At 64.3% G+C, this 21,344-nt stretch carries 23 protein-coding genes and 2 pseudogenes; 4 read left to right on the forward strand and 21 right to left on the reverse strand.

The window, feature by feature from the left end:
• Window positions 1-3: 3 nt before the first annotated feature.
• Window positions 4-216, reverse strand: coding sequence for a hypothetical protein (locus D2V17_RS11195; RefSeq protein WP_022684043.1), 213 nt, complete (start codon window positions 214-216; stop codon window positions 4-6).
• A 92-nt stretch (window positions 217-308) separates the two neighbouring features.
• Between D2V17_RS11195 and D2V17_RS11200 the strand changes: the two genes are divergently transcribed.
• The gene (locus tag D2V17_RS11200; RefSeq protein WP_022684044.1) at window positions 309-518 is read left to right on the forward strand and encodes a hypothetical protein; all 210 of its coding nucleotides are present in this window, start codon (window positions 309-311) and stop codon (window positions 516-518) included.
• On the opposite strand, the gene D2V17_RS22005 is transcribed toward D2V17_RS11200, so the two are convergent.
• A complete protein-coding gene (locus D2V17_RS22005; RefSeq protein ID WP_022684045.1) occupies window positions 515-784 on the reverse strand; it encodes a hypothetical protein in 270 nt (89 codons plus the stop codon). The two genes, D2V17_RS11200 and D2V17_RS22005, sit on opposite strands and share 4 nt — an antisense overlap.
• Here D2V17_RS22005 and D2V17_RS11210 point away from each other — a divergent pair.
• From D2V17_RS11210 to D2V17_RS11220, 3 genes are all read left to right on the forward strand, one after another.
• Window positions 777-1,457: a sigma factor-like helix-turn-helix DNA-binding protein gene (locus tag D2V17_RS11210; RefSeq protein ID WP_081643371.1), complete on the forward strand. Its 681-nt coding sequence runs from the start codon at window positions 777-779 to the stop codon at window positions 1,455-1,457. The genes D2V17_RS22005 and D2V17_RS11210 overlap by 8 nt on opposite strands.
• Before the next feature lie 130 nt (window positions 1,458-1,587).
• The gene (locus D2V17_RS11215; RefSeq protein WP_022684047.1) at window positions 1,588-1,974 is read left to right on the forward strand and encodes an antitoxin Xre-like helix-turn-helix domain-containing protein; all 387 of its coding nucleotides are present in this window, start codon (window positions 1,588-1,590) and stop codon (window positions 1,972-1,974) included.
• A gap of 2 nt (window positions 1,975-1,976) precedes the next feature.
• Entirely contained in the window at window positions 1,977-2,660 is a 684-nt protein-coding gene (locus D2V17_RS11220; protein ID WP_022684048.1) for an RES family NAD+ phosphorylase, read from the forward strand.
• A 20-nt stretch (window positions 2,661-2,680) separates the two neighbouring features.
• On the opposite strand, the gene D2V17_RS11225 is transcribed toward D2V17_RS11220, so the two are convergent.
• The 19 genes and pseudogenes from D2V17_RS11225 to D2V17_RS11310 form a co-directional block, all read right to left on the reverse strand.
• Window positions 2,681-3,880, reverse strand: a complete 1,200-nt coding sequence (locus tag D2V17_RS11225; RefSeq protein ID WP_022684049.1) for a tyrosine-type recombinase/integrase — start codon at window positions 3,878-3,880, stop codon at window positions 2,681-2,683.
• Between the two features lie 209 nt (window positions 3,881-4,089).
• Window positions 4,090-4,284 (reverse strand): annotated as a pseudogene (locus D2V17_RS21770) (type II toxin-antitoxin system RelE/ParE family toxin); the annotation flags it as partial.
• Window positions 4,282-4,934, reverse strand: a pseudogene (locus D2V17_RS11230) (aminotransferase class I/II-fold pyridoxal phosphate-dependent enzyme); the annotation flags it as partial. The pseudogenes D2V17_RS11230 and D2V17_RS21770, both read right to left, overlap by 3 nt.
• A 106-nt stretch (window positions 4,935-5,040) precedes the next feature.
• A complete protein-coding gene (locus D2V17_RS11235; RefSeq protein WP_022684050.1) occupies window positions 5,041-6,288 on the reverse strand; it encodes an NAD(P)/FAD-dependent oxidoreductase in 1,248 nt (415 codons plus the stop codon).
• Complete coding sequence (gene fghA, locus D2V17_RS11240; protein ID WP_022684051.1) at window positions 6,285-7,130, reverse strand: S-formylglutathione hydrolase; 846 nt, start codon at window positions 7,128-7,130, stop codon at window positions 6,285-6,287. The genes D2V17_RS11235 and fghA overlap by 4 nt, the downstream gene beginning before the upstream one ends.
• 3 nt (window positions 7,131-7,133) lie before the next feature.
• On the reverse strand, window positions 7,134-7,532 hold the full coding sequence (locus tag D2V17_RS11245) for a VOC family protein (RefSeq protein ID WP_022684052.1): 399 nt from the start codon (window positions 7,530-7,532) through the stop codon (window positions 7,134-7,136).
• A gap of 58 nt (window positions 7,533-7,590) precedes the next feature.
• A complete protein-coding gene (locus D2V17_RS11250) occupies window positions 7,591-7,908 on the reverse strand; it encodes a 2Fe-2S iron-sulfur cluster-binding protein (RefSeq protein ID WP_022684053.1) in 318 nt (105 codons plus the stop codon).
• Between the two features lies 1 nt (window position 7,909).
• A complete protein-coding gene (locus D2V17_RS11255; RefSeq protein ID WP_022684054.1) occupies window positions 7,910-9,022 on the reverse strand; it encodes an S-(hydroxymethyl)glutathione dehydrogenase/class III alcohol dehydrogenase in 1,113 nt (370 codons plus the stop codon).
• Window positions 9,022-10,047 carry a biotin synthase BioB gene (bioB, locus tag D2V17_RS11260; RefSeq protein ID WP_022684055.1) on the reverse strand — a complete coding sequence of 342 codons (1,026 nt, stop codon included), beginning with the start codon at window positions 10,045-10,047 and terminating at the stop codon, window positions 9,022-9,024. The genes D2V17_RS11255 and bioB overlap by 1 nt, the downstream gene beginning before the upstream one ends.
• Complete coding sequence (locus tag D2V17_RS11265) at window positions 10,044-10,823, reverse strand: SDR family NAD(P)-dependent oxidoreductase (RefSeq protein ID WP_022684056.1); 780 nt, start codon at window positions 10,821-10,823, stop codon at window positions 10,044-10,046. The genes bioB and D2V17_RS11265 overlap by 4 nt, the downstream gene beginning before the upstream one ends.
• A gap of 29 nt (window positions 10,824-10,852) precedes the next feature.
• A complete protein-coding gene (locus D2V17_RS11270) occupies window positions 10,853-11,734 on the reverse strand; it encodes a beta-keto acid cleavage family enzyme (RefSeq protein WP_022684057.1) in 882 nt (293 codons plus the stop codon).
• A gap of 11 nt (window positions 11,735-11,745) precedes the next feature.
• Window positions 11,746-12,189, reverse strand: coding sequence for an acyl-CoA thioesterase (locus D2V17_RS11275; RefSeq protein ID WP_022684058.1), 444 nt, complete (start codon window positions 12,187-12,189; stop codon window positions 11,746-11,748).
• On the reverse strand, window positions 12,189-13,022 hold the full coding sequence (locus D2V17_RS11280) for an HAD-IIA family hydrolase (RefSeq protein ID WP_245978680.1): 834 nt from the start codon (window positions 13,020-13,022) through the stop codon (window positions 12,189-12,191). Before D2V17_RS11280 ends, D2V17_RS11275 begins: the two co-directional genes overlap by 1 nt.
• A gap of 13 nt (window positions 13,023-13,035) precedes the next feature.
• Window positions 13,036-14,430 (reverse strand): biotin carboxyl carrier protein, encoded by a 1,395-nt coding sequence (locus D2V17_RS11285; RefSeq protein ID WP_238564978.1) that lies wholly within the window; start codon window positions 14,428-14,430, stop codon window positions 13,036-13,038.
• Window positions 14,431-14,505: 75 nt separating this feature from the next.
• Window positions 14,506-15,843, reverse strand: a complete 1,338-nt coding sequence (locus D2V17_RS11290; RefSeq protein ID WP_022684060.1) for an acetyl-CoA carboxylase biotin carboxylase subunit — start codon at window positions 15,841-15,843, stop codon at window positions 14,506-14,508.
• Window positions 15,840-16,325, reverse strand: a complete 486-nt coding sequence (locus D2V17_RS11295) for an acetyl-CoA carboxylase biotin carboxyl carrier protein (RefSeq protein WP_022684061.1) — start codon at window positions 16,323-16,325, stop codon at window positions 15,840-15,842. The genes D2V17_RS11290 and D2V17_RS11295 overlap by 4 nt, the downstream gene beginning before the upstream one ends.
• Window positions 16,322-17,551: a Tm-1-like ATP-binding domain-containing protein gene (locus D2V17_RS11300; protein WP_022684062.1), complete on the reverse strand. Its 1,230-nt coding sequence runs from the start codon at window positions 17,549-17,551 to the stop codon at window positions 16,322-16,324. The genes D2V17_RS11295 and D2V17_RS11300 overlap by 4 nt, the downstream gene beginning before the upstream one ends.
• Window positions 17,544-18,755: a cytochrome P450 gene (locus D2V17_RS11305; protein WP_022684063.1), complete on the reverse strand. Its 1,212-nt coding sequence runs from the start codon at window positions 18,753-18,755 to the stop codon at window positions 17,544-17,546. Before D2V17_RS11305 ends, D2V17_RS11300 begins: the two co-directional genes overlap by 8 nt.
• Before the next feature lie 42 nt (window positions 18,756-18,797).
• Entirely contained in the window at window positions 18,798-21,218 is a 2,421-nt protein-coding gene (locus D2V17_RS11310; protein WP_022684064.1) for a TonB-dependent receptor, read from the reverse strand.
• Between the last annotated feature and the right edge of the window lie 126 nt (window positions 21,219-21,344).

A 21,344-nucleotide genomic window follows, 5' to 3' on the forward strand; every position in this document is an offset into this window, starting at 1 on the left:
ATCCTACATGACGCTTGAGAGAAATCCGAAAAACGCCACGAGCGCTACCACAAACGCAATTGCGAGGGCGAGCTGCCATGACGACTGCGGAGCCGCGAAAGTCTCGTCCGCATTTACTCCGGGCACGACTTCATCCCAGTCCGTTTCCCACGAATACACGGGACCGCCAGCGCTGTCTTTTGTCGCGTTATACGTGCCCCAGTCGAACCGGCTCATCGAACCTACCTCCGAGATTGAACATAGCACGAACGACAGCAATCTCAAACATTGGAACTGGCTCGCAACGAATAATCCGCATCGGAGGAAAAGTGACTAAACAGAAGAGATCAGAAATCGAGAAGCTGCTGGGCGATCCTGCGACTAGCTTCTGGCTCAAGGCCGCGCTGCGCGCCGCATTGACGCGCGATCCGATCGATGCCGAGCGGGATGCCGGCACACTCTACCTCGTGCTGCGCTGCCGAGCTGAGCAAGCGTTGAAAGGTGACTTTGTGACAGCTCGGCCTCGCCTTGGCCGCTAGCGCGCGCCCCTCAGAAAGCGAAGGAGACGAAGATAGCGTGGGAATTCGAACAGGCCGGCAAGTTCGGCAGCGAGAAGGCAGCGGATGACTATGCCCGCCGCAACAATCTCGATCCGCGCGATGTCCAGATCGCCCGTAGGGGCAGTGAGGTCGAGCTCAACATCCGCCGGTCCGCGCTCGACGGTCGCAGCCTGCGCGACAATGGCGAGGGCCGGCGCGACGGCTGGTTCTAGCGCGGGATGAGGCAGGACAGAGCCGATGGGCATTCTCGAGGATGCTGCCGAGGGAGCGCGGCAAGCCGTCGAAGCAATGAAGGCTGCGAGCCAAGCAAGTGACGACACGACCGTCAATACGGTGCTTTCCCTCTTGTCTGCGCAGGAGGAGGAGGTTGTTCGCTATCGCTATGGGCTTGGGAGGGAACATCTCAAGACGTTTCGCCAGATCGGCGAAGCCATGGGTCTTTCCGCACAACGCGTTGGGCAGATCGAGCATAAGGCACGGCGCAGGCTGAGCTGGTTCGTTCGATGTGTCGGGCCAATCGGCAGTCCGGCCTTTGCGCGCTATTCGAGTGAGACATTAGCCCGACGGGCCGAGATAGAGCGCCTCAGAAGAGAGCGGATTGAGCAAGAAGCTGCGACCAAAGCCCGGCGTCGGGCGGAAAAGGCCGAGCGCGATGAAGTGCGTCGCGCGAGGGCGCGGTCGAAAGCGTGGCAGCGCAAGATCGACACCTTGGTGATGGAGCGGGATGCGGTGGCAGGGACAATAGCACGCCTTCGCGACCGCATCAGCGAGATCGAACGGCGCGGCTGGCTCGCGCGGTACATCCTTCCTCATGATAGGGTCTTGGCGCGATTATATGCCAAATTGGCCGATCTTGAGGCGAAAGTCAAAGCGGCCGGCTCTGGGATTGCGAGGCTTCGCGCGTCGCCACCGTCCTAATGGCTGATCGCTCAGACGCTATACGCACCCTCAAGAGGGCGCAAAAGGGAGAAATGTTCAGATTTCGTTCTTATCTTGATTTTTGCTCAGATATTGAACATATCTCCTGTCGAAAGGAGATCAGGTTCTCATGGCGAGCGCATCGCATGACACGGCGAAAGGCCGCAAGGATCTCACGGGGCCGGCGCTCCGGACGTTCTTCCGTATCGCGGAGGCCTGGGGCCTCAAGGAGCCTGAGCAGATGAGCCTGCTCGGGCTCGACAGCCGTTCGACGTTGCAGGCTTGGAAGCGCGGGGCGGTCGCCGCGATCCCCAAGGATGCACTAGAACGCATCTCCTACATCCTCGGAATCTACAAAGGCCTGCATATTCTCTTGCCCAAGACGGCGGATGAGTGGGTCCGCAAGCCGAACATGGCAGCCCTGTTCGGCGGCGGTTCCGCGCTCCAGCGCATGACGTCGGGCAATGTCGCCGATCTCTATGTGGTGCGCCAATATATCGACGCGCAGCGCGGCTAGGGGTGGATATTCCTGTCGCAGCCGTCCGGTGGCATCCCTGCTACCGGATCGTGCCCAGCCGTTTTCCGCCTATCGCCTTGTTCGAGGCCGTCGCCGACCCGGCCGACCTCGACGCGGTCTTCCAGATCGAGGCGATGACCAACGATCGGCTGCGCGAGGAGGCCGGCGACCTTGCGCTCGTTCCGATCGAGGACAGGGTGTCTGGTCCTGGCACGTCGCCGATCATGGCTGCTTTCACCCACCTCAATCCGCTTGGCGATCGCTTCACCGACGGATCTTACGGTGTCTTCTATGCAAGCTTGGCCCTGGAAACCGCGATTGCCGAAACGGCCTGGCATCGCACGCGCTTTCTCATGGCTACCGAAGAACCGGCGCAGGAACTGGACATGCGGGTCTATGCGGTCGACCTGACCGCCGACATACATGACATTCGCGCGATGCGCGAAAGCCATCCCGATCTTTATGATCCGGCGAACTATGCGATGTCGCAGGCGCTCGCCCGTGACCTGCGCGGCGCTGGCTCGGATGGTATCCTCTACGGGAGCGTGCGTGACGAAAGCGGGGAATGCGTGGCGGTATTCCGCCCCCGGCTTCTGTCCAATTGCCGCCAGGAACGCCACCTCTGCTATGTCTGGGATGGCCGGGTCATATCGACCGTCTACGAGAAGCGGAATCTCGAAGTCTGAGTGGGCCGCGGAAATTAGCGTCATCTGCGAACCCTCGAGAGCACCCGCGCTGCGACATTGCTGCGCACCGCGAGCTTTCGGCCGTAGCGCAGCGCGGTGGTCGGCGAGCTCCAGCGCAGCGCTTGGGCAATGCCAGCGCCGTCCTCACCCGCCGCAAAAAGATCCTGGGTCAAGCCGACGCGCAGCGAATGGGTGGACAAGGCCTTCACCGCGTCGGTTAACTTGCCTGCGGGCAATGTCACCAGTCCCTGCTCATAAGCTGCATAAGCCACGCGGCGATAGATGCCGTTGACACCCTGCCGCGTCAGGGGCGCCGTTCCAATGGAATAGGTCGTTCGCGCCAGGGCGGTTTCCGGTTCGGCTTCCCGCGCGCGCCGCCGGTCGACGCCGACCCTGCGGAACAGAGGGCCTTCTTTGATGCCGCTTGCTTCGAGCCACGCGCCAACCCGCCGCATCGTCTCAGCCGACAGCCATGCCCAGGCGCCTTCCTGCTCCTGGTCGGTCTTGGAGAAGGGGATGAACAGCGTCGCCGAACCATCCTCCTGCGGATCGATATGCAATCCTTCCACCACAGTGAGTTCGCTGACACGCAAGCCCGCATCATAGCCAAGCGATAGCAGGGCAGCGTCCCGCAGGCCCTGAAGGTCGCCGCCACAAGCGTCGAGCATGGCGGTCAGGGTGAAGCCCTTTGCGGCATGGGGATCAAGCGCCTTGCCCAGCCGCAGAGGGGTCGCCTGTCGCTGGAGCGCACCTCTACGCCGGCGGACGGCCTTCAGTGCATCGCGGACCATCGGGGCATCGGTCGGCGCGGCGGGCGAGGCCAAACCCATCAGCCGGTGGACCGAGCCAAGGCTCGCGATCCGCCGCGCCAGCGTTGCGGGCTTTTTGCCCCTGATGTCGAGCGCGTTCACATAGCGCACCATATCTTCGGGATCGGCGGGCAATGGCGTGCGGCCTTCCTCGCCGCACCAGTCGCGCCAGCAGTCGAGATCGGAGGCTATCGCCGCTTTCGATGCATCAGCCATGGCCGCCAGCGCGGTTTCGAGCCCGAGCTGGCTGATCGGCGGCAGGTCGGGCGGAACGATGCTGCCGATCGCGCGCAGCAGCCGTGCATCGACCGGTTCCGCCTCCGCTTTGCGCGAACGCGTCGGGAGCGCCGCATCCTGCGTTCTTACGACGATAATCTCTCCCTTGGAGAGTTCCGCGGGTTCCTCAGCCATTAGCGGCCAGCGTACCCCCAGGCTTTGTCAGGGTGCGGCACAAAGCGCGGCACATCTGTGCCGCATGGTTTATCCTGGCTCGTCATCATCGGTGAATTTGCCCTTCCCTGCCGCTTTCGCAACCATATACTTACCATAATGTTTGATTATGGTAAGTGCGAAAATGGCGCGGGGAGGGCGGTTTTGCGGCTTTCCCGATCTTGCTGCGCTCAGGGCGCGATATCTTCGCGAAACCGGTCCATCTGATGCATGCGCTCGTGCAGCACCGTCACGATGCCAACCGAACCATCGGACAAGACCCGCCAATAGACATAGTGATGCTCATGGCGGCCGAAGAAGCCATCGACCCCGAACTCTGCCGGAATGACGCGCCATGGCGTTTCGCGCCCGGCGATGCGATCGAAGACGCCGGTCGCATGCGCTTCGTCGATCATCAGAACGCCGTCATGTCGCGCGGCGATATCGGCGAGGTCGTGAAGCGGCGCCTCGTCGCCATCCATGCTGTAAAGGCTTTCGACGGCGATCCACGGCCGCCCGACACGCCGCCCGCGCGCCACTGCACAATCGCGTCGTCGATACAGCCGGCATCGTTGTGGCCAGCCGCCAAGGCGTCGGCACGGCTGAGTTTCACGCCTTCATGCGCGCTCGCGTGGATGAGGACATCGTAAACGATCAGATCGCCGCGCTGGGGCAACGTCGCGAACAGAGCGGCGTTTGCGGCATAGCCCGTCGCGAAATACAACGCCGTCTCGCTGCCGAACCACGCCGCAGCCTCGTGCTCGAGCGCTTCATGCTCCGGGTCGCTGCCGCGCAACAGGCGCGAGCCGCCCAAGCCGACCCCGACCCCGCGCCCGATCGTCTCGACGACCGCTCGCGCCAGACGGGGCGTGCGGCTCAAACCGATATAGTCATTCGACGAAAAAGCGGAGCCTCGCTGCAGTATCAGGCGACGGCGCCGATTTGCTCGGGACAACCGCTCGAGGTTATCCTCGAGCGCTCGGGAAACAGCCTCTTCGGAGCCGTTCGAAGTGGGTACTGGAGCTGTTTCGGTCATAGGATCGTGTGTCGGGATGCGATGGGACTGGCAAGATTTCGAACAAGCGGTGAGTGTGTAGGTACAGCAAGAAGAACCGGCGCGCGGGGACGTTTCCCCCGACGGGCTACGCTGCGGGGACCATCTCCTTGAGCGGTACGCTTGCGTCGGCCAATCGGGTCGGGCTCAGTACCGCACCTGTGGCGACGAGCGCCCGCCCTTGCACGTAGTCCTTGGTCGAATTGACGCAGTCGAGCGCGATCACGCGGCTGGCGCGCAGATAGACGATCGAGAAGCTGCGTGCCGCCCGGTCGCCACGGACGACGGTGGCATCGAAACCAGTGGAAAGCCCGATGGTCTGGAGCTTCAGATCATACTGATTGGACCAGAACCAGGGCACCGCGTCATAGGCTTCGAACTCGCCCATCAGCGCCTTGGCCACCGTCGCCGCCTGGTCGTTCGCGTTCTGAACCGATTCCAGCCGGATCACCGCTCCGTCTGCATACCGGTTGGCATGCGCCGCACAGTCGCCCAAGGCATAGACGTCATCGAGACTGGTGCGGCAGAACTCGTCGACCCAGACCCCGTTTGCGCTTCTCGCCCCTGCGGTGACCAATGGTGCGACCGCCGGAACGATGCCGATTCCGACGATGACCATCTCGCCGGCGATCGTCGAACCGTCTGCCAACCGGACACCGCACGCGGCACCCGCTTCTTCGTCGATGCATTCGATCGACACGCCTGTACGCAGATCGACGCCGTGCGACCGGTGCTCCTCCTCGTAGAACCGCGACAGTTCCTCGCCAGCGACGCGCGCGAGAACGCGGTCCTGCGCCTCGAGCACGGTGACGGGTTTGCCAAGCTTGGTGAGCACCGCCGCGGCTTCAAGGCCGATATAGCCGCCACCGATCACGATCACGCGAGTCACCGACGGCAGTTCGGCGATCAGGCGGTCGACGTCGGCGCGAGAGCGGACGGCGTGAACACCACGCAGGTCGTGCCCGGAACACGTCAATCGACGCGGCTGCCCACCGGTCGCCCAGACGAGCTTGCCGTAGGAAATCGTCGTGCCATCGGAAACCTGCAGCGTCCGAGCGGCGGGATCCACCGCGTCAGCCCGCCGTGACAGCAGGAGCGTGACGTCGCGGACAGCCCAGAATTCAAGCGGCCGGATCAACAGTCGATCGAACGTCTTCTCGCCCGACAGATATTCCTTCGAAAGCGGCGGTCGTTCATAAGGCGGATCGCCCTCGTCGCCCAGCAACGCGATCGACCCTTGGAACTTGCGCTGGCGAAGCGCGATGGCGAGCTGGGAACCGGCATGTCCCGCGCCGACGATCACCACGTCGAAGTGGCGAGGGTCGCTCCGCATCATCGTGCCGCGCCTCCAAGTCGCGCGGCGTGCCAACGCAGATGATCCGCCATGAAGCTCGAGATGAAGTAATAGCTGTGATCGTATCCGGCCTGGCGCCGAAGCGTCAGCGGAATACCGGCCTCGCGACACGCATTCTCGAGGAGATCGGGCCGCAGCTGCTCGGTCAGGAACTGATCATCCGTTCCCTGATCGACGAGGATGACGGGCACGCGCGCGCCGTCCTCGATCAGGGCGACGGCATCGTGTGATCGCCAGGTGGCGCGGTCGTGCCCGAGATAACCGCGGAGCGCCTTGATTCCCCACGGCACCTGGGTCGGCGCCACGATGGGTGCGAAGGCGCTCACCGATTGAAAGCGGCCCGGCTCGGACAAACCTATGGTCAGCGCACCGTGGCCGCCCATCGAATGGCCCATGATCGCCTGGCGCGACGGATCGCCGGGAAACCGGTCGAACACGAGCGTGGAGAGTTCCTCGAAATAGGATCTCATCCGATAGTTCGCCGAAAACGGGGGTTCGGTCGCGTCGACGTAATAACCGGCACCCAGGCCGAAATCGTAGCTGCCGAGAGGATCGTCGGGGACATTCTGGCCGCGCGGACTGGTATCGGGTGCCACGAAGATGAGGCCGAGCTCCGCGCACGCCCTGCGGTACTCGCCCTTCTCGGTCACGTTGGCGTGCGTACAGGTGAGGCCCGACAGAAACCATACCACCGGCAGTGTCTGTCCCGCCGGATGGGCGGGAACGAACACCGAAAAGGTCATGTCGGTGCCGGTCGCCGAGGAGGGGTGGCGATAGACGCCCTGGACGCCGCCAAAGGCCAGGTTGGTGCTGACCTCCTCCACCGGTCAGTTGCCGTCGCCGAAGGCATAGCCGCACACTCTGTTGCCGCCTGGGTCCCGAAGATAGGCCGCATGGGCCCCGGGCAGATGCCTGCGTTGTCCTGGCGCGCCCTCGTCGGTGCCGCCGGCCGCGAGCCCCGCCGCTTGAAAGGCGTCGACGCCCCGGGTCGCTTCCGCCGCGAACCCGATCGTCACGCCGCTTGACGACGCCTCGCCGGTACCGGGCCGCACGACCGGGAACGCGGGCTTGTTCCTGTCCCAAGGCATCCTCTCGTCGTCGAACGGGCCGAGGATCTTCCACCCGAGGGGAGACAATGCGGCATCGTAGAACCTCGCCGAGGCATCAAGGTCCCTGGCCCGGAGCATCGCGCGAGTGAAGATCCCATCCCCTGAAATGACCGCCACACTCAGTCTCCTGTCGACCGCGCGGACTTAGCCACGCGTTCGAATACCGTGGTACCCGTCAGCCCTCGGGGGCGATCGTGACGCGCAGACCGTCGAGCTCGCTGGAAAAAGGCAGCTGGCAGGACAATCGCGATGTCGCGACGCGATGATCCGAACTGTCGAGCAGATAGTCTTCATCCGGCTTCATCGGCGGCAGACGGTCGCTATCGGCCGGATCGACCTGAACGTGGCAGGTGGCGCACGACAGGCAACCGCCGCACTGGGCGAGCAGTTCGTCGATTCCGGCGTCCCGGATGAGCTCCATGACCGACAGTCCGTCGATCCCCTCCACCTCGATGACTTCGCGCTCGCGCGTCGTGACGAAGAAGCTGGCCATGTCAGTAGACCACCACGCTACGAATGCTCTGCCCTGCGTGCATCAAGTCGAATCCCCTGTTGATTTCTTCAAGGCCGAGGACGTGCGTGATCATCGGGTCGATCGCGATCTTCCCCTGCATGTACCAGTCGACGATCTTGGGCACGTCGGTCCTGCCCTTCGCCCCGCCGAACGCAGTGCCGCGCCAGTTGCGCCCGGTGACGAGCTGGAATGGCCGCGTCGCGATCTCCTTGCCGGCTTCGGCGACGCCGATGATGATGCTGGTGCCCCAGCCGCGATGACATGCCTCCAGCGCGGTCCGCATCACTTCGGTATTACCCGTGGCGTCGAAGGTGTAATCGGCGCCGCCGTCGGTCAGTTCGAGGAGCTTTGCGATCGTCTCTTCGCGGCTCAGGCCCTTGGAGTTGAGGAAGTCGGTCATACCGAACTTGCGGCCCCATTCCTCGCGATCGGGATTGATATCGACGCCGATGATCTTGCCCGCGCCGACCATCCTCGCGCCCTGGATGACGTTGAGCCCGATCCCGCCGAGCCCGAACACCACGACATTGTCGCCCGCCTGGACCTTGGCGGTATTGGTCACCGCACCGACGCCGGTCGTGACGCCGCAGCCGACGTAGCAGCTGGTCTGGAACGGCGCGTCCTGGCGGATCTTGGCGACGGCGATTTCGGGCAGGACAGTGAAGTTCGAGAAGGTCGAGCAGCCCATGTAGTGGAAGATCGGCTGGCCCTTGTAGCTGAACCGGCTCGTCCCGTCGGGCATCAGCCCCTTCCCCTGCGTGGCACGGATCGCCGTGCACAGGTTCGTCTTGCCCGACAGGCACGATTTGCACCGGCGGCATTCCGGTGTGTAGAGCGGGATGACATGGTCGCCCGGGGACACGCTGGTGACGCCCGCCCCCACCTCGCGCACGACGCCCGCGCCTTCATGACCGAGAATCGAGGGAAACAGTCCTTCGCTGTCAAAGCCATCGAGGGTATAGGCGTCGGTGTGGCAGATCCCCGTCGCCATGATCTCGACGAGCACCTCGCCCGCCTTCGGTCCCTCGAGATCAACCTCGACGATCTCCAGCGGCCTCTTGGCTTCGAACGCGACGGCTGCACGCGACTTCATCAAATTCTCTCCATTTCATAATCGAGACGACCGGCCTCGCGACCGGCGGCGCTTTCTGGCAGCGATGACGGCGTCAGTCCCAGTTTTCGGAACAGGTCCGCATCGGCGCCGGCTCCGGCGTTGCTCGTGGTGAGCAGCCGATCGCCGGTGAAGATCGAATTGGCGCCGGCCAAGAAGCAGAGCGCCTGCGTGGCATCCGACATGCTTTCGCGACCTGCCGACAGCCGGACCATCGACCTCGGCATCGCGATGCGGGCGACGGCGACGGTGCGGACGAACTCGATGTCGTCGATCCGCACCTGCTGCGAAGTCGATAGCCGGTCACCCAACGCCGTCCCCGCGATGGGAACGAGCGCGTTCAGCGGAACGCTCTGCGGTGGTTCGGGCAAGGAGACGAGCGCGTGGATGAATGCCACGCGGTCTTCCCGGCTCTCCCCCATGCCGAGAATGCCTCCGCAACAGACGGCGATGCCGGCGGCGCGAACGCGCTCGAGCGTCTCGAGCCGATCCTGGAAGGTCCGCGTCGTGATGACGCGATCGTAATATGCGGGGCTGGTGTCGATGTTGTGGTTGTAGAAATCCAGGCCCGCGCCTGCAAAGCGCTCCGCCTGTCCGTCATCGAGCATGCCCAAGGTCATGCAGGTCTCCAGGCCCAGCGCCTTGACCTCCGCCACCATGGCAAGCAGCGCGGGCATGTCGCGTTCCTTCGGACTCCGCCAGGCCGCGCCCATGCAAAACCGCGTCGAACCGGCCGCCTTGGCCGCGCGAGCAGCGGCGACTACGGCGTCGGCGCTCGCCAGCCTCTCGGCCTTCAGCCCCGACTTCGCCTTGATCGATTGGCTGCAATAGCCGCAATCCTCAACGCATCCCCCGGTCTTGATCGACAGCAGGGTCGATAGCTGGACTTCGTTCGCCGCATGATGTCGGCCATGCACGTCGTGCGCACGAGCCACCAGGTCGAGAAACGGAAGCTCGAAAAGCCCGCGGATCGCCTCGAGCGACCAATCCGTCGACGCACCGGTCATTTCGCCATGCATCCCCCGTCGACGACCAAGGTCGCACCGGTCACGAAATCCGACGCCCGCGAGGCGAGATACACCGCGGTGCCCTTGATCTCGTCGGCCTCGGCGATCCGCCCTGCCGGCGTGAAACCCTGCGTCGCGGCGAGAAAATCTGGATCGTCATAGGGACCCAATGCCGTGCGGAAGAAGCCGGGACAGATCGCGTTCACGGTGATGCCGTGTGGCGCATATTCGAGCGCTAGTTCGCGCGTCAGATTGACGACAGCTCCCTTGGTCGCAGCATAGGCCGGTAGCGGCGCGACGCTCGAACTTCCCGCCAGACCCCACATCGAAGCGACATTGACGACTTTCCCGCTGTGGCGTGGCAACATGCGGTTCAGTCCTGCGCGTGCGCAATGGAAGACACCGTGCAGGTTCACTGCGGTCACCTTATGCCAGACATCGGTGGGGCAATCGTGAAGGGGCGCGGGCACGGTGTCCGCGATCCCCGCATTGTTAACCAGGATGTCGAGCCGCTCGAATCCGCGGTCGAACTCGGCGAAGGCTGCTTCGACCGCCGCCTCGTCGCCGACATCGACGACGATCTCAATGGACTGCCGTCCGCCGGTTCGGATCGCGGCGGCCGTCGCTCCCAATCCCGCCGCGTCGATGTCCATAACCGCGACGTCGGCGCCCGCTTCCGCGAGCCCGACCGCGATCGCGCGCCCCAGCCCGCCAGCGGCGCCGGTGACGATCGCCGTACGGCCGGTAAGACGGAACATCGCCGACAAATCAGTCATCGAAGCCTCGCCGGTTGATCGTGATGCTCTCACCGCTGGGCGAGTCCTAGAATGTCGCGCGCTTCGGCGGGGGACGTCGGCTGCAGTCCTAGCGCCTTGGCGATGCCCACCGTGCGCTCGACGAGCATCTCGTTGGTCGCGAGCACGCCCTTGCTGAAATAGTTGTTGTCCTCGAGGCCTACGCGGACATGACCGCCCAACAGCATCGCCTGCGTGGTCGCGGGCAATTGCGCCGGCCCGATCGCCGATACGCAGAAGATCGATTGCGGCGGAAGCGCCGCGACCATCGCGGTCAGCACGTCGTGACTGTAAGGCATCGCGCCCTGGAAGCCCTTGTCGGCGCCGAGGACCATGTTGATGTAGTAAGGCGGCTTGTCATAGCCTTTCTGGATCAGGCGGGTGACGTCCTGCAGGATGTGGTTCGGCGCGAAGACTTCCCACTCCGGTTTTATGCCACGATCGGTCATGCGCTTGACGAGCGTCTCGCAACGGCTAGGCGGCGTGATAACGAGAATTTCCTTCCCGCCGTGCACATCCACGAACGTCATGCCGTCGAATGTGGCCATTTCGGCACCGGCCTCGCAACCCTTCAATCGTTCCTCGAAGCTGGACTCGTAAAGGCCGTCCTGGCGCTCGATGAGCATGTCGCCGCTGGAGCCGCCGCCGGTCGAGTTGTTGATGACGATGTCGCATTTGGCTCGAATGCGCTCGTTGATGTCGCGGTAGATGTCGGCGTTGCACGTCGCGCCGTCATCGGGCCGACGCGCGTGCAGGGCCGCGATGCACGCGCCCGCCTTGAAGCTCTTGTACACCGACTCGGCGATCTCGCCCGGTTGCGTGGGCAGGTTCGGGTTCTGCGCCTTGGACGCCATGCCGCCGGTCGGCGCCACCGTGATCATTACCTTCGACATGTCTACTCCAGTCAGGGTTGACGCTCGAGCGGCCCGCTTTCGAGCGCCGCGCGAACGATTTCGGGAATGGGAATACCAGTGATGCGATGCGGATCTTCGGGATGAACACCGGCCCAGACCCGCTTCTCGGTCGCCTCGATCGCCAGCACGCCACCTGTGCGGAACACGCGGTGTGAAATGCCGAAGCTGCTACGGCCGAGGTCCGTCGCCTGGGTCTCGATCGTCACTTCGTCGCCGAACTTGCTCGGGACGAAGAAGCGAGCTGCCGTGTCGACCATTGGGAAGCCGATCATCTCGAACTTGGCGATCATTTCGCGTTTGTGCATTCCGAGCACCGCTGCAAAGAGATGCGCGGTGGACGCGTCGAACATGGCGAAGTAGCGCGGATAGAAAACGATCCCGGCGGGATCGCAGTCGCCCCATTCGATGGTGACCCGCCGGCGGTTGACGTACATCAGTTCAGGGCCTCCAGGATCGGTTGCAGTCCCGGCAGGATCGCGTCAGCCCGCTCCGGCGAACCGCGCGCCATGAAGTCGTCGCGGCTGCACAGCCCGGTCGTGACAGCCACACCGATCGCCCCAGCCGAGCGCGCCATGCGCATTTCGAGCGCGGGATCGTCGCCGACGATCACCGTCGACGCCTCGGCGGAGACCGGCAATTTCATAAGCGTCAGTGCGCTGCGAAGGGCCTCGCGCGACGGCTTCCCGAGGACCTTGGCGCGCTTGCCCGTCATTGCGCGGATCATCGCGTTGATCGCATAACTCGCGCCGATCGCGCGACCACCCGCTGTCGCAAAGAACGGTACGTTCGACGCGGTCGTCAACATCGCGCCCGCCCACACGTCCTTGTATGCCGCTTCGAGGTCCGGGAACGTGAATTCGCGAAACCAGCCGGTGTAGACCGCCTCGACCCCTTCCGCCTTTTCCGAAGGACCGATCACGTCGAGGCCCGCCTCGATCAACGGCGCCTGAACGCCCGCGAGGCCGAGGACGCGGACGCGCTTTATCCCCTTGGCCACGAACCAGGCTGCGGCGGCCGTGGACGGCGTCATCATCTCGTGGTCGGCGACGTCGAGCCCGGCGTGGCGCAGGCTCGATGCGTAGACTTCGGGTGGCTTTGCCGTGCCGTTGGTGAAAACACGAAACGGCGTGCCGCGCACCCTCAACTCGGACAGCAGCGCAGCGGCACCAGGCAAGGACTGATGCCCGCCGCTCGCGGCGTCGCCGAGCACCAGCGTGCCGTCCATGTCGAAGACGAACGCCGACGCCGCGGCGATCCTGTCCGCCAACAAGGGAGAGAGCTCAGGCAATTGCGTCTCCCGCGTGAAGCGCCAAACGCAACCCCGGGCGCTCGACGACGATGTCTCTGGCGGCCGGGCGGGCGGCGAGCGCGCGCAGCAACTCAAGCATGGGGACGGCCCCCGGATTGTACCGCGCCAAGCTGGGCCCCGCCGCGAGCATCGCATCGACCTGCTCGCCGGGCATCACCGCACGCAGCAGGAATTCCTCGTCGTCCATGGACGCGCCGAAGCGGCGGCGCAGATCGGCGAGTGTCGGAAAATCCGGCTCCGCGGCGATTTCCGCAGCCCGGTTGCGGTTGAGGATCGCGGCTTCGACCACGGGATCGACCGGCCGCGTCGGCCGACCGAATTTCCCCATCACGTAGCGGAGCACTTGATCGGACACTTGGGCATACCGGCCCGTGCCGATGACGTTGAACAGAGCCTGGCTCATGACCATCTGCGGGAACGGCGTCACCATGATCGGCTGGCCGAGCTCGGATCGCACCCGCTCGGTTTCGGCGATGACTTCAGGCAGACGGTGCAGCAGGTTGAGTTCCTGCAACTGGCGCTTGGTCGTCGTCATCACGCCGCCGGCGATCTGGTGCCGCAGAAAACTCGCATCGTAGCTCTGCGGGGTGCCAGGTTCCAGCTTCTCCGCCCGCGCGAGCCGCCACCAATAGTCGCTGATCTCGGAGAGCAGCCCGGCGTCGACCGGTACCGGATGACCGGCCTCCGCGAGGTTCGCGAGCATGCGACCGGCTTCGGGCAGCGAGCTGCCGTCGCCGAGCGGGCCGATCCCGACGTGCACGGCGGAGACCGCGCCGGTCTCGACCGCGGACAATGCCGCGACGGGGCCGAAGCCGATCGTGCAATGCGGATGGATCTCGAGCGCCTTGTCGCCGATCGACGCCTTGATCGCAGGTGCCAGCGTCTTCGCGCGCTCCGGGGACAGCAAGCCCCCCGGATCCTTGATGTAGAACAGATCGATGTCAGGGCTGCCCGCCAGCTGCGCGGCGAAGTTGGCGTAGAACGCATCGTCGTGAACGTCGGACAGTGTGAAGGTGAGAGCGGCCATCACCTCCGCATCGCCCTCTTCCTTGACGATGCGTGCTGCCTCCAAAACGGCGGCGACGTCATGCATCGGGTCCAGCATCACGAACCGACGGATGCCGTTAGCCTGCAAGCGCCGGTAGACGATCCGCATGAAGTCGGGATCGGCCTGCTGCCAGGCGATGAAGCGCAGGCCAGTCGTGATGAATTGCAGCGGCGTTCGCGGCATCGCGGCGCGCATCCGCCGGATACGCTCCCATGGATTGTCCCGAAAGTAGCGAACCGCCACCGCCATGTGGCTCGAAGACGTGAAGTCGATCGCGCGGAAGCCGGCTCGGTCGAGCTTCCCCGCGATCTCCAGCATCTGCGCGGACCGCAGACCGGTCGCGCCCCACAGCTTTGATTCCCGTCTCGCATGGAGACGTCGACGAGGCCGATTTCAGCCATGTGCCAGTCCTTCGAAAAAGCGCGTGTCGACGCCGCCCGCGCGGAAGCGGGGATCGGCTACGATCCGGCCGTGAAGGTCGACGGTGGTCGCGACCCCTTCGATCTGCATGGCCCGAAGCGCACCGTCGAGGCGTTCGACCGCTTCAGCGCGGTCGGTTCCAAGGACGATCAGCTTACCGATCAGCGAGTCGTAGAACGGCGGGACTTCGTCGCCGCTCGCGATGTGGCTATCGACTCGGATGCCGGCGCCGGCAGGCCACGCCGCCCGCTGCACCGTTCCGGGCGACGGCCGGAAGTCGGCCGTCCATTCTTCCGCGTTGATACGCGTCTCGATGGCGTGACCGGTGATCGAAACGTCGTCCTGGGCGAGGCCGAGCCGCTGGCCGTCCGCGACCAACAATTGTTGCTCGATCAAATCCACGCCGGTGATCGCTTCCGTGACCGGATGCTCGACCTGAATGCGCGCGTTCATCTCGAGAAAGAAGAAGTCGAACGTCTCGGCATCGACGAGAAACTCGACCGTCCCGGCGCCGCGATAGCCAAGATGGCGCGTGAGCCGGACCGCGGCCTCCATCAGGGCTTCGTGCTTCTCGCGCGGGATGCCCGGCGCCGGCGCTTCCTCGACGAGCTTCTGGAAGCGTCGCTGAATCGAGCAGTCGCGGGTGCCGAGGTGGATCGCATCGACGCCGTCGCCGAGCACCTGGACCTCTACGTGTCGGCCGCGTGCGATGTAGCGCTCGACATAGACGCGAGCATCGCCGAACGCGGCGAGCGCCTCGGCCATCGCCATGTCGATTTGCGAATCCAGCTGCTCGGGCGCGTCCACGCGCTTCATCCCTCGCCCGCCGCCGCCGGAAACGGCTTTGAGCAACAGCGGGTAGCCGGTTTCTCCGGCACGGGCGCGTGCGGCGTCCTTGTCGGCCGCCTCGCCGCCCGGGACCACCGGCAGGCCGGCCTCGATCCCGACCTTCCGTGCCATCAGCTTGTCACCCATCGCACGCAGGCTGGCCAGCTCGGGTCCGACGAAGATTATCCCGGCTTCGGCAAGCGCTTCGGCGAACGCAGCATTTTCGGACAGGAAGCCATAGCCCGGATGCACGGCGTCGGCGCGAGCCGCCCGGGCCGCCGCGACCACGCGCTCGATCGAGAGATAGCTGTCACTCGACCGGGCCGGCCCGACCAGGACAGTCTCGTCGGCGGCGCGCGCCGGCATCGACTGGCGATCCGCTTCCGATACGCCGAGGATCGTGGTGATCCCCATCCGACGCGCCGTTCGTATGATGCGCAGCGCGATTTCGCCGCGATTGGCGATGAAGAGCCGCTTGATCACGCCGGCACCGGCGTGACGCGCAGAATGACTCCGTCCTTATCGACCTGCTCGGCATTGTCGACCGACCAGGAGGCCACCGTGCCGGCGATGCCGGCGTGGACGGGGTTCATGAGCTTCATCGTTTCGATAATGCCGACGACCGTGTCCGGTGCGACGGTGTCGCCGACGTCGACGAACGGCGCCGCACCAGGCTGAGGCGAACGATAGAACACGCCGGGCAAGGGAGATCGCACGGCGACAGTGCCGTCATCGGGCACCCCGGTCGCACTGCCCGACGACAGCGGCTCGATCGGGCCTGCCGATGCTGCCTGGGCATCCTCATCCTGCTTCCAGGACCAGTCCTGCGTCCAGCCGTCACCCGACCGCGCGACGCGCAGGGTGAACCGGCTCGTGGTGATGTCGATACGCTCGTACGACGTGCCATCGAGAATGGCGACGATGTCGGCGACATCTTCGGGGGTAAGAATGGGCTCGGTGCTCATGCTTCGATCTTATTGGCAACCATCTCGCGCACGGCGTCGGCCAGCGCGTCACCGAAGGCCGCATCGTTGATATGAGCGTCGAACGTGCGGACATCGACGTTGTCGGGCATGACCTTCTCGACATACTCCGCGAACTTGGGCGGCAGCGACGGATCGTGCAGTTTCCCTTCCTCGCTGTCGTGGCTAGAGAAGCCATGAAGCGGAACGTAGAAGCGTACCGGTCCCTTCGCGCCGCGCACCAGCTCGGCCATGTGATCGGCGAGCATCTCCAAGTCCTTTTCACCCGTTCTGACGGCCGTGAGCGCAGCGTTGTGGATGTGGAACCGGCGGCCATCGAAGGGATCGTCGCCGACCGCCATCGGTGACGGCATGATATAGAAATCGATGTTGCCGGGGGCGAAGACGACGGGAATTCCGCGTTTGGGCCCCGCTTTCGAGCGGTCGGGCCCCGCGCTGCAGATTCCCTGGTGCAAAAGGTCGTTCACTTCGACCAGCGACATGTCGACGATGGCGGCGACATCCCGCTCGGAGGCGATCGCGTCGAGCGTCTGGCCGCCCATGCCGGTGGTATGGAACACCATCACCTCGTAGCCGTCGGCTTCGAGACTTTCGCGCAGGCGGCGCATCCCCTTCTCGGTCGTGCCGAGCGTACTCACGAGGACGAGCGGCTTGTTCTCGGCGACGCCGGGCGCGTAATGCCGCGCCATGCCGGCCACGGCGAACGCGCCGTTGCGGTACACGTCGCGGGTGATGCTGTTGATGCCGGATATGTCGCACACCGAATTGTGCATCACGATGTCCTTGATGCCCACGAACGGCACCGTGAACCCGGAGGCCAGGGTCGAGATCATCACCTTCGGCATGCCGTAGGGGAACGCGCGCATCACCGCGGTACCCAGGGTCGTGCCCATAGACCCGCCGATCGAGATGATCCCCGACAAGGGAGTCTGCTCATGGCGGGCAAGCGCCAGCTTGGTCGCGCCGGCGATCATCTCCAATTGGATCTTGCCCTCGTGACCGATCGCCCGGATCTCCTCGATCGACTTCCCGGCGGCCGCGGCGACTTCGTCAGGTCCGATTTCGGCGCCGCCGACCGTCTGGCGGACGCTGGGATCGAGGTGGATGACCTCGCAGCCGGCTTCCTCCAGGCAGTCGCGAAGGAACGCGCCTTCGATCTTCTTGGTATCCTGCGTGACGATCAGGAGAACACGGGGCTTCTCAGGCATTTTCCATCTCCGCTGCCGGCACCAGCGTCACGGGCAGACTGTCGAAGTTGCGGATCAGATTGTTCAGGTGGCGCTTCGGCGTCCCGACCTCGAACCGCTCGACCTTGCGCGCCAGCGCCGCGAGCAGCGAGTGCGCCTCGAGACGGGCGACGCCCTGCCCCGCGCAATTGTGGATCCCGAAACCGAGCGCGAGGTGATCGGCGGAGCGACGTCGCACGTCGAACTTGTCCGGATCTTGCCAATGGCGTTCGTCCCGGTTGGCCGAACCGTAGAGCAGCAGGACGGCGTCGCCCTCGCGCATCAGCGCATCGCCCAATTGGACGTCCTTCGTCAGCGTCCGTCGGAACGTTTGGACTGGCGACTCGATGCGCAGGATCTCGTTGTAGACGTGCGGTATGCGCGCGGGGTCGCTCCTTGCGATCGTCCACTGCTCGGGATTCCGTCCGAACAGCCAGACGGCGTTGGCGATCGAAGAGATGGTGGTGTCGAGTCCCGCCATCAGATAGGCCGCCATGAGACGCCCGCACTGCTCGAACTTAAGTTCGCCGCGCTCGGACGCCTCGTAGATCTCGCGCCCCATGCTGCCTTCGCGCAACTTCGACGGGTCGGCGTCGAGGCTCGCGATGTAGCCGAACATCTCGCCGACGATCGGCATCGAAGAGACTGCACGATCGTTCGCCGGGCCGAACGTGTTGAAGCCGGCATCGGCCCAGCCGAGCAAGCTGCCATGATCGTCTCCGGGCAGCCCGATGAGGTCGGCCATCACCATCAGCGGAAACTTCCGAGCCAGGTCGGGCATCGCGTCGAAGGACCCCTTCGCGACGATGCTGTCAACGAGGGAGTTCGCCGCCGCTTCGACCTCGGGCTGCAGAGCACGGATCCCGCGGGGCGACATGCGATCGGCCAGCACGCGACGGAGAGCGCCATGTTCGGGCGGATCGCTGGCGATCACCGTACCCTCAAGCGCCTCATTGGCAGGTCCGTACAGGCCGACGCCCTTGCCCGAAATGTAGGTCTCGTTGTCGGCCAACGCGCGCTTGACGTCGTCGAACCGAGACAGGATCCAGACCTCGTGTCTGGTCGACCATACAGCAGGACCGGCGTCTCGCCAGGTTCGATAAGACTCGTACGGGTCGAGCAGGGTTTCGTCCGCGAACAGGTCGATGTCAGTCGTCGGGGGTGAGCCGGATGGTTGCGTTGCCATGTCGTGGATCTCTTGCGAAATAAAAGGGAGACATCGGGTGGTTCAATACTTCCAGCCGAGCGTCACGCCGAAGGTGCGAGGCTGGCCGTAGATGCTCGCCGCGTAGCTCAACGCCGACACGTCGAGACCCCAGATGCGGTACTTCTCGTTGTTCACGTTGCGCACGAAGGCGGCGACGTTCCAACGATCGCCCGGGAAGGTGTAGTCCACCCGCAAGTCGACCGTCGTATACGCCTTCTGGAAGTTGGTCGGTTCATTGAGTGCAGTCAGATAATGCGATCCGACATAGTTGACGTTCGCCTGGCCGGCGAGCTTACCGCCGAGCGCGTCGAAGGAGTACCGCGCGAACCCGGTCAGCGAGAGTCCTGGGGCGTTGGGCAATTCGCGATCCGCCAACGCGCCGTCGGGTAGTGGGACGTCCTTCACCTTGCTGTGGCTGACGGCGGCCGACACCGCCAGGTCGAGGCCGCGGGTCGGATTGACCTTGAATTCGACCTCGCCGCCATAGTTGGTCGCGTCGACGTTAAAGATCTTTTGAACGAGATTGACGATCGCGAACGCCTGATAGTCCTTATAGTCGTAGTAGAACACCGATCCGTTCAGCGTCGCGCGGCCGTCGAGGAACCTGATCTTTGCGCCCGCTTCGTAGGAGGTCAGAACCTCCTGCCTGTGTGGAAGCGAGGAGACATCGATCGGCGGGAAGATCGGACCCGACCAGTTGCCGCCCTTATGCCCTCGGGTATAGCCGGCGTAGAAAAGCGTGTTTGCGTCGGGCGCGTAGTTCAACTGCGCCTTGGCCGACACGTTGTTGAAGGATCGGTCCGCGGTCGGGTCAGTCGATGGATTGTAGACGACGTTCGCCGGTCCGCCCGTCAGCACCGTCTGGAAGCCGAGTTGGTCGCGCCAGCGATAGTCGAATTTTTTGCGATCGTGCGTGTAGCGGAGCCCCGCGGTGACGTAGAATTCGGGCGTGACGTAATAGTCCGCTTGCCCGAACACCGACCAGCTATGGACCTTGAGCGTGTAGTCGGCGCGGAAGGCATCCGTAACCGGCGAGCCGGCGGTGCAGGCCGGAGCGGTGCAGGTGAGCCCGATATAGGGACCGAGGTCGAACAGTCCATCGACGCCGTAGCGACCATTCATGTCGAGATAGTAGGCACCTGTCACCCACTTCAGCTTTGACGAGCTGCCGTTTAGCCGCAGCTCCTGCGAAAACTGATCATATTTCATCTCGGTGCCGTAATCGAACAGATGGGACGGACCACCGTCGCTGTCGAGCGAGAATATCTTCTTGATGTTCTGGTAGTTGCTGACCCCAGTCAGGGTCACGCCATCGAAATCATGGGTGAGTTTGCCGGTGATCGAGTAGATGCTGCGATCGAACTCGCCGGGATTGCTCAAATTGATGCGGAACGGGTTCGATCCCTGGCGGTAGCCGGTCAGGTCACAACCTGCGCAGGGCGAATTGATGAAGGCGAGCGTCGGCAACGCCGCCAGATTCACGTACGTGCCGATCTGATTGGGGGCGAGCGGGAAGCCAAGCTGGTTCGGCCCGACACCCGCCGCCTGCGTCGTGTAGGCGGCGCCACGCGAGTCGCGGTTGAGGTCGGTGGAGCCGATCAGTTTCAGCGTCGTCTTCGGGCCCAGGTCGAATTCGAACTGGAGACGCGCCGCATATTCGTTGGTGTTACCCGGATTGGCCCCGACGCCGTTGTGCCAGGGGCCCTCGTCGTTGTTGGTGGCGAACGAGAAGCGCGCGCGAACGCCGTTAGCAATCGGGCCGCCGATCGCACCTTCGGTCTGCACGAAGCCGTTGCCATATTCATAGCCGCCGCCGGTGACCTGGAAGTAGGCGCTCAGCGTTTCGGTCGGGCCCTTGGACACGTATTGGATGAGGCCGCCGGTCGCGTTGCGTCCGAACAGGGTGCCCTGCGGTCCGCGAAGCACTTCGACGCGCTCGAGGTCATAGCTGCGCACGCCGATCGCGCTCGTCGAGCCGATATAGGCATCGTCGACATAGACGGCGATCGGCGCCTCCAGATGGTCGGCAAAGTAGTTTTGCGACACGCCACGGATGTTGATATTCGTGACCGACGGATGGATCTGATATATGCTGACCGCCGGCGTGATCTTCGCGATGTCGCTCGCGTTCGTCACTCCCAGACGCGTCAACTGGTCACCATTGAACGCCGTGATGGAAAGCGCGGTCCTTTGCGCGCTCTCGTTGCGCCGGTTCGCGGTGACGATGATGTCGCCTGTCAGCGAATCCTCGTCGGCCTCGCTCGTCTGGGGGGCTGCCGTAGTGCCAGTCTGCGGCGCGGGGGCGTCCGGCCCCGGTGTCGCCTGCGCGAAAGCGCCCGAAGCCGGGAAGATCGCCATGGCGCTGCAGAGCAGCAGCTGGTGCAGACCGCCGATGCGAAGACGGCGGCGCGGGCAAACGGTATCCGTGATCTGGTCAGCCATTGTCTATCCCCTCCTGGCCAGATCTTGGCGTCTGGCTGCGTTGCGCGACTCTCCCTGATGAGGTCAGCGACCGGTCAGGAACTTCATGCAATTGACAGGCTAACGACCGCGTGGCACCCCGGTCAC

Origin of the sequence: Aurantiacibacter xanthus, from assembly GCF_003584015.1 — a bacterium.
GTDB classification, from domain to species: Bacteria; Pseudomonadota; Alphaproteobacteria; order Sphingomonadales; family Sphingomonadaceae; genus Alteraurantiacibacter; species Alteraurantiacibacter xanthus.